Here is a 14,256-nt window from a genome sequence, read left to right on the forward strand (position 1 = left end):
TTTTAGAAATAGGGCAACTCCCAATTTCCTCGGATATATTAGACATAATTAGCATTTTTATATTATATAATATGCATCCATGCCAATCATTATGATATAAAAAATTATAACCATTGGCATTTCTTCGGAATTCCGGCTATGTACCTTCCGGTGAGTTCAAACGGCAGCAGGAACCACACTCCTCTGGACTGCATCAGCAGACTTCCTTCTTCTCTTCTCAGCAGGATCAAGATGAACACCAGAATCCAGGCCAGCAGTATGCCGGACACAGCTGCTTTGCCGCTCACTCTTCTCCATCTTCCAAATGCAGCCCCATAGCATATCCAGGCACCAGCCATATATTTTACACAGTTGAAAAACGGCTGGGCAATCATAAGTTCCGGTTTTCTTTTCCTCATTCCGAGGAGGAGGATAAGCTCCTCCCCTTTCTGCTCTCCCAAACTATGCCAAAATTGAAAATCTGACCATCTCGTTGGGATCATATCCTTTGGCAGGGTAACGGAAAATCCAAAGGCATAGAGGAACAGAATCCCCATCCCGGTCATCAGCGCTATGCTCCATACTGCTGCTGTCCGTTTCCCTTCTCTGTCTATCGTTTTCCAGTACTTTGCCAGCATCCTAAGAAGCATAAACAGCGGCAGGGTAAAGACCAGAAAGACAGACCAGCTGTTATAGTACTTTACCGGCACCTTGACTCCCTGGATCCCGTACCTCATCATAAAACTCCTGGCAGGATCCTCCAGGGACCCGTGCTTCCCCCCGGCCTTTAATGTCACTGTATTGAGGATAGCTTCACCGCCTTTTTCCGCCTGAACGAACAAGGTGCCTTTCATATGCCTCATAATCCCCCGGATGGTCAGTGTCCGCTCTCCATATTGTATTTTTTCCCCCACTGCCCTTGTGCTGCCGAATAATTTCCAGGCAGTGTCTGCCGAGATCAGACAGCCCTCTGTATCCTCATCATTGAGAGAGACGGATTCCCGAAGCAGGAGACGGGAATCACCGCAGGCCTCAATTGCACTTACCCTGGCGGTGCGGGTCAGGTCCCGGCTGACGATCTGTACCTCTTCCTTTTCTCCCCACAGGATAAACGTATCCGGAGATTCCCTGTCTTCTTCATTTACGGCCATTTCTTCCCACTGCTCCCGGCTCCAGGCGCCCTGCTCCAGTATAATCTCTTCTGTATCATGGGGAAGTGCTGTCTTAAAGGTCTCTGTCTGAGCCAGAGAAAAGCAGATAAGACAAAGGCCGGCCGCTGCGGCCCTTCCCAGCACTCCCAACTGCCCTCTCACGGTTCCTGCAGGCGTACTCTGCTGCCTGCTCCGATTTCCCGGTCCGACTGTGTAATGACCTCCTGCTTGGGCGTAAGGCTTCCGTTCTCTAAAGCTGCATATCTCTCATTTTTGTCCTTTACAATCACATCCTTCCGCTCTGCCACCAGCTGTTTTCCCAGAACAGACTCTTTTTCCTGGAGGATCAGCACATAGTACTTTCCCTCTGACAGGTGAAGCGCCTCCACCGGGACACAGACTTCGTAGGGTGATGATTTCTGCACTGCGGTCATAGTGGCGGATACTCCAATTTCGAGAGTATCCGGCGGTAACAAAACCGTAACATCCATGAGTGCCGGGTTCTCCTGATTTACGGTAATGCTGTCCGCCTTCAGGTCCTCAATCACGGTTCCGTTATTGGCCGGTGTCAGACTGACAGCATCGCCTCTGCTCAGGTATTTTGCCTCCTCGCTGTCTATCTGCGTGACAAATTTACAGCCAGAGCTAATATCCGCAAGGGTCAGGGCTGCGGTTTCCTGGGTTTTGTCTCCGGTCATTACGGATATTTTAGTAACCACACCTTTCACCGGAGAGAGGATTTTTCCTTCCTGTTCTTGTAAAGCTTTCAGTTTATCCAGATCCATATTCTTTTTCTCTATATCAAGTTCATTTATTTTAGATGTACTGTCACTGCCCTCCCCGGTATTGGCATCCTCAATTGCCCTGCCGGCAGCAATTGCGGACTCCTGGGCGGCGTAAGCTGCGTCCTGGTAGGCTTTTTCCGCGGCAGAGACCGCATCCAGCAGCTGCTGCTCCTGGGCTTTTGAGCCCTGCTGGTTAAGAGAGTCCATCTCCTGCACATAGGAATTCCATGCAGCTTCTGCCTCCTGGGCCGCCTCCCGGGCCGCCTTGGCGTCTGATCTTGCTTTCTCCAGCTTAGGCGCATATTCTGCTTCTACCTGATCTCTGATCTTCTTCTCCTCCTGAGAAGTAAGATTGCTCCCACCATTGCCAGCCTTTGCTTCCTCGATTCTTTTTTGAACCTCCACCTCTGTCTGTGTCTCTATCTTTGTAATTTCCTGTTCCAGAGTCTGGGCCTGTTCTTTTTTGTCCCCACAATTTTTTTCCAATGTCTCAAGCACTCCCGGGTCCCCCTGGGCTTCCTCCGCATTCCGGTAATAGTCAGCAAGGGCTTCTCTGGCCTGTGCCAGTTCCTCCGCCGCTCTGGCCACATCATCTTCCCCTTTCTCCACAGCCCGCTGATAATCCGCTCTGGCCCGTTCTTCCCCGGCTGCCTTTTTTTCCTGATCCGCTTTCTTTTTGCTGTCCAGATCCTGGTTATTCAGCTTCAGCTTTTCAATCTCCTGCTCCAGAGTCAGAATCTGTTCTTCAATATCTGTCCTATTCAGCTGCATTAGAAGCTCCCCCGCTTCTGTCTGCTGACCCTCCTGGACATAGATGGCGTCCACCGTAAGGTTCGGCTCTGTAAGCACTGCTTGTTCCCGGTTTTGTCTTACCTTGCCTTCCTTTTCAATTTTGTGCTCAATCGCCCTGCCGGAGGGCTTTTCCGTCACTATCTGAGGAACTGTGACACTGTCAGCCGCCCGGGAAACCACGGTGAAAAATAGCATCATTCCCAAAAAAACGGCAAATGCAGCAAGGGCCTTTCTGCGTATAGCCTCGTGATTTTTCCATAGTTCTCTCATATCTACTCCTTTACTGCCGCTGCTACAATCCCCTGTTCCAGATAGTCCTGCCCTGCAAGAAACACGAAAAGGGCAGGCGCCAGTGTTATAACCGATGCCGCAAAAGCCATAGCTGCATCCTGAAGGCTGATTTCCGGAAGATATAAAGACAGGGGCCAGAGGGATCTGTCCTTTAAAAATGTCAGCGGCTGCTCAATCAGATTCCAGCACTCCAGAAATCCCAAAACCATTGCAGATACAATCCCCCCGGAACCCAGAGGCAATCCTATATGCCAAAAGATCTGCCATTCTCCCGCCCCGTCAAGTCTGGCTGACTCAATCACTGCCTCAGGAATGGATGTAAAAAACCGGTACATAAGAAACACCGAAAAAGTAGAAAATGCCCCTGGCAGTATCAGCGCCCAGTGGGTATTCAGCAGCTCCAGTTTGTTCAGTATCAGATAGCTGGAAAGCATAGTAACCTGAAACGGCATCATCATCAGAGCTATGTAAATCGTAAACAGCACACGCTTACCCGGAAACTGGTATCTGGCAAACCCCCATGCCGCAGTTACCCCTGTGAGAAGCTGTCCAACCAGGATTCCCCCAGTGATTGCGGCAGAATTCCAGAACATAATAAAAAAAGACGGGGAATCCAGCAGCAGCTCTACATACCCTCTCAATGTGGGATACATCGGGAACAGTGTCCATCCTGCAAATCCTTTGGCCTCACCCAGAACAGGAGCCAGGTATGCTCCCAGTTCCTGATATCCCATCAGAGATCCTGCGATTAAAAAAATAATTGGATAGCAAGCTGCTGCTGCCAGAATTCCCAGAAAAAAGAGTATTATTTTCTGTTTCATACGGTTACCACCTCACCCTTTTTTATCCCAAGCCCGCTCCAGCAGCAGAACCAATGCCATAATTACCAGGGCAGTCATAACTGCCCCTGCCGCCATTTTGTCCAGGGAAAGTTCCCGAAACCAGTTGTTGAACACATGCTGCAGAAGATACATGCTCTCATTAGGGTAATCCCCTGCCACCAGATACGCCTCCCGAAACACCTTAAAGGAATTCAGAAGAGACAATACACTGATGGTGAAAAATGCAGGCAGCAGATTGGGGAGGGTAATTTTAAAAAAGCACATCCACTCCCCTGCACCGTCTACCTTAGCCGCCTCATAGAGACTGTCCGGGATTGTGCCCAGACCGGCTGTCCACAGTATAATGTCATACCCCAGGTTTTTCCAGAGATAGCTAAAGACCAGTACCCAGAAGGCCGCATCTGAATTCATCCAGTCCTTTGCCGGAAGATGCATCCACTGGAACATCCCGTTTACAATCCCCTGCTGATGAAAGAGCACTCTCCACAAAAGTACAACAGAGGCTACCGGAATGGCCATAGGAACCAGATACACACTTTTGAGCAGCTGACCCCAACGTTTCTGCCGGTGCAAAAAAACTGAAGTCATCAGAGACAGAAGCAAAAGGGCAGGAATACAGATCAAAGTAAACCGAAGCGTATTTCTCACTGCCAGTCCAAAAGCAGGATTGCCAAGCAGTTCCCGGTAGTTATTCAGACCGGTAAAATGATTTCCCATGGCGTCTAAAAAGGATCTCCGTATTACATCCGAAAAAGGAATTAAAACAAACAGAAATACCCCCAAAAGACTGGGCATCAGAAACAACAGTCCGGTCCGCCCCCTTTTTGCATGCATACTCACTTTCTTTTTTCCTGCCATAACTTTCACTTTCTATTCAGCCAGATACAGATTAACTTTCTGCATAATATTATTCACTGCTTCTTCCAGTTCCTGGCTGCCCTCCAGATATTTTTCTCCCTGTTCCTTTACCACATTCCATATGGTCTCGTCAGTAAGCGACGGCGTATCGGCCGCTTCCAGCATCTGCCGTAATTCCTCCAGTTGTTCCTCATCGGGCCAAAGCAAAGACATGGTAAACATATCATCGCTTCCCTCACCGGAAACAGCCAGTTCAGCTCCGCCCTCCTCCCCATAGGGATTCTTCAGCGTACCCTCAAAGCCTTTTTTGTTCACTGGAAATGCTCCGGTGATACTGCTCTGGATCTCCTCTTGCAACAGCGCCTTTAAAAAGTCTGCCGCCAGCTCTTTGTCTTCACTTTTACTGCTGACTCCCGCTGTAAGATAAGGAAGAAATACATTCTTTCCATCCTTCTCAATGTTCTTATATACGCCACCTTCCAAATCCTTTTGAGCTGAGATGACTAAGGAATACTCAGATACAGAACCCATCCAGCCCACACTGGCCAGAGCCTTTTTCATCAGCAGACTCATATAATCTATCCGCATGGACAGAAATCCGCCCGTTCCCCCTGCCCCAAAATCAAAGATTCCGGAATTTGAAGTATCCTCCTCCCTGGGGATTCCCGTATCATAGATTGCCTTTACCTGGCGCAGAAATTCGGTCACTGTTTCCTCTTTCAGGGTTCCGTCTTCCTTCTGCCAGTCTGCACAGTCCAGCCGGTACAAGGTTTCCAGAAGGCCCCAGGCATCAGCAGGAGACAAAATTGATTCTATCTCCGGATTATCCTCCCTCAGACTCTTCACTCTTTCTGCCAGTGAGGATAAATTACCGACCGCCTTGGCTGTCTCTTCATCCCCCTGGAACAGTGGAATCCGGAAGCCTAAGGGGATTCCGTAGGTTTTCCCGTCTTTTGCAAATGCATTTGCCACCTTCTCAAACAATCCATCCGCTCCGCCTGCCTCTGCTGCAATGTCACTGATGTCTGCTAACAGTCCTTTTTCTATATAACTAGTTATAGGCATGCCATCCAAAAATAAAAGATCCGGACCTTCTCCGGCCATTATATCTGTATTCAGTGTCCGAAGGGCATCTGGTACCGTGGCACCGTCCTCTCCGGTAATGCCTACCTCCAGATTCACGTATACATCCGTATGCTCCTTCTGGTATACGGAGATTGCCTGACGGATATCCGAATTATCCTCCAGAGAATACACCTTGAGCTCTTTCTCAGGCATTGCCGGCGTATCCGGAGAATACGTATATTTCAGAAGCTGGTAGTCGATTCCAATGGCACAGGAAACCATAAAGCTTCCATCCTTAAGGGTTATCATCTGCAATAGTCCCAGACTGGGATTCCCCAGGGAAGTCAGTTCACCGTTCACCACCTGTTCTATCACAGTTCCCCCGGCGATATGCCGATAGATCCCATCTCTTCCGCAGAGAAATAACGTATTCTCTTCTTTTCCCTGTAAAAACACCATAAAATTAAACCCGGCAGACGAGTTATCCTTACTGCCTTCGCCGTTAAAAATCTGCTCCTCCAGAACCTCATCCTTGTCCAGAGGGTCTCCTGATTCCAGATCCAAAAGCTGCACCTGCGTTTCTGTTACGGCCAAAAGCTTGTCATCCAATACCTCAAACATCCAAATCTTTTCTCCGGATCCCTTATAAGTCTGAAGGATTTGTCCGCTGCTAGGATCTATGGTATGAACATTTCCCGCATAGTCCCGTATCAGCATCCTCCCGTCCGGTGCAAATTTCATATCCGATATCCCATTTTCGTTTCCGCCTTCAGCCGCAGGCAGTTCCACCGGGACTTTTTGTCCGCTTTCTCCTGCCACGCCGTAGAAAAGAGCATATTTTTCTTCCCCATTGGCGACTCCCAGAGCTGCCAGGTCTCCCTTGGGTGAAATCACCGCCCGGTCCAGATATTCACTGTTTTCCAGCTTCATAATATCCGGGCAGCTGATTTCCTCCCAGCTCTCCCCCTGGTCCTTTGACTGCCACAGCACCCTTTTGCCGCCCTCACCGCTTTCCCCGAAAAGCTCCAGACTGCCATCCTCCAGCTTTCCAAGCGCCAGTATTCTTTCTGTTCCCTCAGGCAGCGGCATCTCCGTCTCCAGATATCTCCCCATAGCTGTCTCCTTGTCCCTGCCTTTTTCCTCACTCTTTTTTTCTCCCCCGCCGCATCCGGCCAGCCCCGAGACTGCCAGGGTCAGAGAAACCGCCAGACAGACGGCTTTTTTCCAATATGTATTCATGATACTCCTCCTCTTACCTTTGATTTTCTCTATCGTAACACTCCTGTCTCTATTTTTTCTCTAAAGCTGTCTCTAAATTTTCTCTATTTTTAGAGATAAAATAAAGAATCCTGTGATATACTTTGGGTGTTATAAATAATAAGAGGTGAGAATTATGAGAATCTTAATCATAGAAGATGACGAAAAATTATGTGAATCCCTGCAGTTTCAGCTGAAACGGGAGGGTATTCTGTCTGACACATGCAACGACGGGGAAGACGGACTGGACATGATACGGCAGCAGGCCCATGACCTGGTGCTGCTGGATCGAATGCTTCCTTCGCTAGACGGACTTACGATTTTGGATCGGATGAGGCAGGAGCAGATAATGACGCCGGTGATTCTGGTGACCGCTTTGGGCGATCTGAATGATAAGATAACCGGATTAAACAGCGGAGCAGATGATTATTTAGTAAAACCCTATGAATTTCAGGAATTGCTGGCCCGTATCCGCTGTATCAGCCGGCGGCCTATAGGACTGGAGCTGTCTTCGGAGATTTCCATGGGCAATATTGTCTATAACCCCAGCCTGCAGCAGCTCACAGGCCGCGGCGGAAAGCAAGTGCTCCTCTCCAAGCGGGAAGGCGCTCTTCTGGAATTCTTTCTAAGAAACCCCCGCCAGACTCTGCCCCGGCTCACCATACTTACCCGGGTGTGGGGACCGAATGCAGAGGTTGAGGAAGGCAATCTGGATAACTATATCCATTTTGTGCGCAGACGGCTGAAGGCAGTGAATGCCGCATTAACACTGAAAACCATTCGCGGAGTTGGATACTGTCTGGAGGAATCAGATGTTTAAAAAACTGCAGTTTAAACTTACTCTTGTTTGTACAGGCATCACGGGTATCATACTCATTGCCATGACCTGCATCTGTCTTTACTTTTCCCAGTCAAACCAGGTAAAAAACTCGGAGGCTGCCTTTTCCAATAATTTAAGCTCTATGCTTACCCATCTGGAAAGCCAGTCTACCATCTCACTTCAGTGGATCGCCAAGATGGAGAAAAATCATCAGTTTCTGCTCTCCATTTACGACAACGGTCAGGCTCTCTTTTACCAGGAACTCCGCAGAAGCCCAAAAGAGCGCAAGGTCTTTGCACAGGCAGCTGCAAAGGCCAAAGACTCCTATGGGCTGGACCTGAACGCCCCGGGCAACTCTGTTCTTCTCTCCCGGCACAGAGAGTTTAAGCTGAAGACTCCCGAAGGTACCGAATATTACGCGTCGGGAATCCTTCTGCCAAAAAAGTCCGGCCACTTAAGCATCATCGTTCTCCAGTCTCTTGATGCGCAAAAAAAACAGCTCTCCGCACAGCGCTGGCAATTTGCCGGTGCGGATGCTGCCGCAATCCTTCTCCTGGGTATTTTTTTCTGGTTCTTTATGGGAAAGCTTCTCCACCCTCTGGAAGAAAACAGGCAGCAGCAGGCAAGCTTTATAGCATCTGCCTCCCATGAGCTTCGTTCTCCTCTGGCAGTCATCCTTTCCTGTCTGACGGCATCTCAGAATGTTTCACCTGAAGAATCCCGGCATTTTACGGAAATTATACGTACAGAGGGAAAAAGGATGTCCCATCTTATCGATGAGATGCTGCAGCTGGCAAATGCAGACAGCCATTCCTGGAATCTTCATCTTGCCCCCGCTGCCATAGATACCTTAGTACTCACGGTATACGAGAAATATGAACTTCTGGCCAGAGAGAAGGGCCTGGCGCTTACCGTCAGCCTGCCGGATGAGGAAGTTCCTCCGATACTCTGCGACGAGGAAAGAGTCTCCCAGATTCTCTCTATTCTTATGGATAATGCCATAAGCTACACTCCTTCGGGAGGAAAAATCCGTCTCTCCCTCTGCCGTACCGGCAGCAAAATTCACCTCTCCGTGGCCGATAACGGCCCGGGAATCCCCAATGAGGAAAAAAAGCGAATTTTTCAGCGGTTCTACCGCCGGGATCAGGCACGTACCTGTAAGGAACATTTTGGCCTGGGTCTGTCCATCGCAAAAGAGATTGTTCGGCTTCACAAGGGTAAGCTTTTTATAACAGATACCCCGGGAGGCGGGGCCACCTTTACCGTAATCTTATAATTACTTATTCTCCTCTTCCCCCCTGAACTCCATTATTACAGAGACAGGGGGGAGATAGCTTTCCAGTATCTTTATCAATTCCAGTTCACTGCAAAACGCTGAAACCTTCCCATTATATGCAACACTGCCCTGCCAGGAATAATAATTCCGTCCGGATATCGTAATATATATCTTTTCTTTTTCTTCCATTTTCGTATCTCCTCCTTTTTCGCTTCCAAAACACAGCCCGGGGCAATCTGCAGAACTGCCCCATACATGTTTCCCACAGAATACTCTGAAAATGAGAATATATTGTTTATCATAGCATGAGGAGAACAAAAAAAAGCCGTTTTATTCCCAAAGACATTTTAGCCAACTGTAAAGCAGGCCGTATTACTGCCGAAAATCCATTTTTGCTACCCAAAATCATGGCAAGTACATGTAAAACAAAATGGGATATGATAAAATAGGTTCAAAGAAGGGAGAGATGGGGACATGCACATTGCAATTGTAGAAGATAATGAAAAGGAACGGCATGAACTGCTTCAGATGCTTCATGCATATTTCCGAAAAATGAATACCCTGTACACCTATGATACCTATGCAGCAGGGGAAGAGTTTCTGAAGGCATTTCATCCCGGCAGCTACGATCTAGTTTTCCTGGATATTTATATGGACGGCATCAGCGGCATGGACACTGCAAGAGCAGTACGCAGGACAGACAGCTCCTGCCCTCTGTTTTTTATCTCAGCCAGCCGTATGCATGCTGTGGAAAGCTATGAGGTACAGGCTGTCTACTATCTGACAAAGCCTCTGGAAGAAACTGCTTTCCTCCAAGCCATGGACCGTGTATGCTCCCGCCTGACAAAAGCCAATCGATATCTCACAGTATCCGTAAAAGGCCATCTGCATATGAAGCTGCTGTTGAAGGATATTTTATTTGTGGACTGTCTGGCCCGGAAAACCCATATACACCTTGAGAATACACAACTGGTTATTGACAATTCCATTGCCTCCGTTTTGGAGATTCTGTCTGAAGATGAGCGGTTCCTTTCCTGCAATCGGAATGTTCTGGTGAATATGGACTGGGTAGAATGCATTCCCCAGGAGGAATTTATTATGAAGAATCAGGAGCACGTGCCTATCCGTCAGCGGGGACGGGGTGCCGTCAAAAAGGCATTTCTGGAATACACCCTGAAGGAACTTCGAAAGGGGGAGTTTTCGTGAAAAACAGGGCACTATTTCTGATTTGGCTTCTGTCCGTGCTTCTCTGTTTCTGCTTTTTCCCCGCCGCTGTCCAGGCAGCTTCCCCGCAGTATGACTGTTCTTCTGCCAGGGAGCTTTATGAACTTCTGCTGAATCATCCGGGCAGCACCATCTCCCTTACAGACGATATAATATGGGATACTTGGACTCCTCTGCCTCAGGTATCTGCTCCCACCAAAATTAATATGGGTGACTTTAGTATTTTAGTTCCGGAAGATTATGAACTTTACATTCAGGGCCCCTTACACTTTGAAGGCAGTGCGGCCGACCGGCCCCTGTTTGTAGTTGAGGGCTCTCTTTCTACGGAGAATCATGTTGAGATTACAGCCCGGGGGGATTCTGCCACAGCTATTTTTATCGGCGAAAACGGTTTTTGGTACTCAGATCTCTCCTCTGTTTTTGTGGAAGGCCCTAACTCTACAGGGGTATACTTTGAAAGTGGATTAGAATCAGAAATAACCGCCGCCAGGGTACAGGCTGAGGGAAACGGCTCTGTGGGTATCGATTCTCATCGTCCTCTTCAGCTGGTCCTCTGCAATATATCCAGTGACGGCGGACAGGCATTGAAGGCGTCGGAACCTGTCCGCCTGGATCAATGCCTTGTTACTCCTTCACTGCCAGATGCGGAGGTGATCAGCCGCCATGCCGTAATCTCTGAAGAAAGAATTCAGGAGAGCGGCCTGTGCTTTCCTCAGGGCGTTTCCAGGGAAACAGTTTATGAGACTGCACTAACATACCGGCTGCTCTGTGAGGAGGAAGGGGTTTATGAAATTTCCTATCTGACCAGTTTTCTCTGGGAAGACAGCCTGGTCGATTATAATCTTCCAGGGACTTATCTGGTTTCCCTTGTCCCTCAGGTACCCGAATGGTTTCCTGCGGCTCTGCCTTCCCTGGATATCCCGGTTCATATTGTGGATCCGGATTGGCCGTTTTTAATGGCAGCTTATCAGCTGATGGACTCCGTAGGAATCCAGTTCTTCACTGAAATAACAGATGCAGCTGAGATGCACATGTACTATTCCGATGACAATGGGGCATCCTGGAATGATATTCTGGAATTGCCCGGAAGCTATCTTGATTGTTATGGCGCCCAGGTATACGGTTTAAAGGAAGATAAGTCCTATCTGTTCTGCCTTGCCGTAACAGGGGGCACTATAGAAGGGATCTCGAATGTTCTGCCCTTTACCTTCGGAGATCCGGATCCTTTCGGAGGCGGAGACAACGATGGAGGGGATCGCACAGAGCAAAAATTGCCTCCTGTTTCCCAGGCTGTTCCTGAAGCAGCCATCCCTTCCCCTCCGGTAACTTCACCGCAAGAGATATACCCTCACGAGGAAACATACAGTTCCTCCCAAACACCGGACAGAGTGGAACCCTCTGTGCCTGTAGACACTAAAGCACCATCTGCAGAAAATATAGCTCCCAAGGAGAAAGAAAGCTCCCCTGTCAGGGAAGAAAGCACAGACTCCATAACAGCAGTCTCAGGTGCCAGATTAAGACAGCTTCTGGAAATCAATCCGGACACTGTTCTCTTTGAAAAGAATGGGTTATCTGTGGAAATTCCCTCTACTTTTCTGGCCTCCCTTTCTCTTAGCAATAGGGGGCTGCTTGAAATAGACCTCCGCAAGATAGACGAGCTTTCTTTTCAGCTGTCTGTTACGGCGGACGGGCAGGAGATTGCAGCACTGCCCGAAACATCCGTTTCCCTTTCATACACCCCCTCCCAAGGGACAGATCACAGTCATTTGACCCTTGTCCATGCAGGATCAGGGGCAGCGGAACCAGTGACATACAGTGAAAAACACAAAATTGCCTCATCTAAAATATACACAACCGGCATTTTTACTCTAAGAGAATACTCTATTACGGATACGGAGAAAACGGGAACGGCTGCAATGAATCCCGTCGCTGGGAGCCTGTCCATTCTTCTGACTGCTGCTGCTGTAACTGTACTTATCCTTGTTCGAAGGAGGAGAATGCATGAAACGAATTAAGAGAATTCTGCTCACAGGTGCAGTCCCTCTGGCTATCCTTCTGTCTTCCTGGCTGTTGTTTGCCTTTCTTTATCAGACAGACAATAAATATACCCAAAAAGCCTCACAGCCTATATGCGGAATCCTTTCCCTTTCGGAAAAGGACCTCAGACAAGCTCCCCTGCGATATCTTATTCGCGAATGGGAGTTTTATCCGGATGTCCTTTTTACTCCACAGACTTTTGCTGATAAAAAGCCCGGTACTTACCGGCAGTATATTTCTGTAGGGCAGTACGGAGGCATGGAAGCAGGAAATATTCATCGTTCTCCTCACGGCATCGGCACATACCGCCTGACAATACAGCTTCCAAAGGGAATGCGCACGTATGCACTGGAACTGCCGGAAATCTTTTCTGCCTATGCCTTCTATATAAACCAGGAATTGAAGGCACAATCCGGAGATCCCAATCCAGAATCCTATACCCCCTGTATAAAAGAGAAAACGGTGGTCTTCCAGGGGGAAGGCACTGTAAACCTTCTTCTGGCCGTATCTGATTTTTCCTGGATCTACAGCGGGCTCACCTATCCCCCCGCCTTTGGTTTGGCAGATGCCGTCATAAATGCCCGGGAAAACTATCTGCTCATCCGTATGGCAGCCCTGCTTTTAGGTTTTCTGGGTCTTATATTATCTCTGTACCTTGGCTTCAGGGCCCACTGGAAAAAAGGACTGCTATATGCTTTGCAGTGCATTTTTTATCTTGGATATACTGCCTTTCCCCTTCTGCACCGCTTTTTTGCCACAGATGTAAATCCCTGGTACGCCCTGCAGCTTTTCTGTTTCTATGCCATGCTGCTCATGGCCGTATTGCTGCAGAACAGCCTGTGTCAGATAAGAGGAAAAATCGCCGGTATCTGGCCCTTTATCTGCGCAGCGGGGACAGTCGCAGCCTTCCTCACCGGCATCTGCGCCTCTCGCCTGGGGCTTACTGCCTTTTACTCTTTCTCTCTGCTGTCCGCCGTACTCAAATATGGATCTGCTGTCTACCTTTTGATCGTTTCAGGGGTAGCAGTCCGAAACCGGAGAAGATTCTCCCTTCTGCTTCTGTACACTTCAGAGTTCTTTGCGGTTTCTCTTCTCGCAGACAGGGTGATGCCCCTTTTTGAGCCTATACGGGGCGGCTGGTTTATAGAAATCGGAGGTACCGGGCTTATGCTGGGGCTGGCATGCGCTCTCTGCAGAGATTTGGGAGAGGCCTATAAGCGCAGCCTGACCCTGGCGGAAGAATACCGTCTGATGGAACGCCAGCTCTCCATGCAAAAGGAACATTACCGGCAGCTGACGCAGCAGATAGAGGCTGCCAAAACAGCTTCCCATGATCTGCGCCATCATATGCGCACACTGCGGACACTGGCAGACAGAGCTTCGCTGCCGGATATCCGCAGATATCTGGAGGAATACGAGCCTCATACAGAACCCCGGGATGTCATAACCTATTCCAATCATCCTGCGGCTGATGCCATTCTTTCCTATTATGCAGGAGTTGCTCTGCGTATCCATGCAGAGTTCAGCGCCGTCCTTCAGCTTCCTGAGTCCCTGAATATCCCGGACACAGATCTGTGCATTCTCCTTGGGAATCTTCTGGAAAATGCAGTGGAGGCCTGTGAACGGCAGATCACAGGGAAACGTTTTGTCTATCTCCGGGGAGAAGCCACAGGACGGCAGCTTCGCCTTGTGATAGACAATAGCTTTGACGGGATAATAACAGAGCGGGAGGGCCGATACTTTTCCTCTAAAAGAAAAGGGTTCGGTCTGGGGATACATTCCGTCAGATCCATTGTGGAAGCTCACGGCGGCTTGGTTTTATTTGAACCGGGAGATCAAGTTTTTAAAGCCTCTGTGTTCATACCTCTGAAATAAAAGG

11 protein-coding genes are annotated in these 14,256 nt (G+C 48.8%); 5 read left to right on the forward strand and 6 right to left on the reverse strand.

The window, feature by feature from the left end; genetic code table 11:
• Window positions 1-104: 104 nt before the first annotated feature.
• Genes ACGHCT_RS16920 through ACGHCT_RS16940 form a run of 5 tightly spaced genes read right to left on the reverse strand, consistent with a single transcriptional unit; the run spans window position 105 to window position 7,002 of the window.
• Complete coding sequence (locus ACGHCT_RS16920) at window positions 105-1,292, reverse strand: ABC transporter permease (RefSeq protein WP_390436987.1); 1,188 nt, start codon at window positions 1,290-1,292, stop codon at window positions 105-107.
• Window positions 1,289-2,977: a hypothetical protein gene (locus ACGHCT_RS16925; RefSeq protein WP_072848645.1), complete on the reverse strand. Its 1,689-nt coding sequence runs from the start codon at window positions 2,975-2,977 to the stop codon at window positions 1,289-1,291. Before ACGHCT_RS16925 ends, ACGHCT_RS16920 begins: the two co-directional genes overlap by 4 nt.
• Before the next feature lie 2 nt (window positions 2,978-2,979).
• Window positions 2,980-3,819, reverse strand: a complete 840-nt coding sequence (locus ACGHCT_RS16930; protein WP_072848646.1) for a carbohydrate ABC transporter permease — start codon at window positions 3,817-3,819, stop codon at window positions 2,980-2,982.
• A gap of 12 nt (window positions 3,820-3,831) precedes the next feature.
• Window positions 3,832-4,698 carry a carbohydrate ABC transporter permease gene (locus ACGHCT_RS16935; RefSeq protein ID WP_390436988.1) on the reverse strand — a complete coding sequence of 289 codons (867 nt, stop codon included), beginning with the start codon at window positions 4,696-4,698 and terminating at the stop codon, window positions 3,832-3,834.
• Window positions 4,699-4,710: 12 nt separating this feature from the next.
• Window positions 4,711-7,002, reverse strand: a complete 2,292-nt coding sequence (locus tag ACGHCT_RS16940; protein WP_390436989.1) for an extracellular solute-binding protein — start codon at window positions 7,000-7,002, stop codon at window positions 4,711-4,713.
• 154 nt (window positions 7,003-7,156) lie between these two features.
• Here ACGHCT_RS16940 and ACGHCT_RS16945 point away from each other — a divergent pair, with 154 nt between their 5' ends.
• The gene (locus ACGHCT_RS16945) at window positions 7,157-7,840 is read left to right on the forward strand and encodes a response regulator transcription factor (protein WP_390436990.1); all 684 of its coding nucleotides are present in this window, start codon (window positions 7,157-7,159) and stop codon (window positions 7,838-7,840) included.
• Window positions 7,833-9,116, forward strand: coding sequence for a sensor histidine kinase (locus ACGHCT_RS16950; RefSeq protein WP_390436991.1), 1,284 nt, complete (start codon window positions 7,833-7,835; stop codon window positions 9,114-9,116). The genes ACGHCT_RS16945 and ACGHCT_RS16950 overlap by 8 nt, the downstream gene beginning before the upstream one ends.
• Here ACGHCT_RS16950 and ACGHCT_RS16955 read toward each other — a convergent pair whose 3' ends face one another.
• Window positions 9,117-9,305 carry a hypothetical protein gene (locus ACGHCT_RS16955; protein WP_072848652.1) on the reverse strand — a complete coding sequence of 63 codons (189 nt, stop codon included), beginning with the start codon at window positions 9,303-9,305 and terminating at the stop codon, window positions 9,117-9,119. It abuts the gene before it with no gap.
• 285 nt (window positions 9,306-9,590) lie between these two features.
• Between ACGHCT_RS16955 and ACGHCT_RS16960 the strand changes: the two genes are divergently transcribed.
• From ACGHCT_RS16960 to ACGHCT_RS16970, 3 genes are read left to right on the forward strand one after another with little or no spacing between them, the layout of a single operon-like run.
• Window positions 9,591-10,322, forward strand: coding sequence for a LytR/AlgR family response regulator transcription factor (locus ACGHCT_RS16960; RefSeq protein WP_390436992.1), 732 nt, complete (start codon window positions 9,591-9,593; stop codon window positions 10,320-10,322).
• Window positions 10,319-12,355, forward strand: a complete 2,037-nt coding sequence (locus tag ACGHCT_RS16965; RefSeq protein WP_390436993.1) for a hypothetical protein — start codon at window positions 10,319-10,321, stop codon at window positions 12,353-12,355. Before ACGHCT_RS16960 ends, ACGHCT_RS16965 begins: the two co-directional genes overlap by 4 nt.
• Window positions 12,342-14,252, forward strand: coding sequence for a sensor histidine kinase (locus ACGHCT_RS16970; protein ID WP_390436994.1), 1,911 nt, complete (start codon window positions 12,342-12,344; stop codon window positions 14,250-14,252). The genes ACGHCT_RS16965 and ACGHCT_RS16970 overlap by 14 nt, the downstream gene beginning before the upstream one ends.
• The last annotated feature ends 4 nt before the right edge of the window (window positions 14,253-14,256 follow it).

It is taken from the genome of Lactonifactor longoviformis (assembly GCF_042848515.1).
Lineage (GTDB): Bacteria > Bacillota > Clostridia > Lachnospirales > Lachnospiraceae > Lactonifactor > Lactonifactor longoviformis.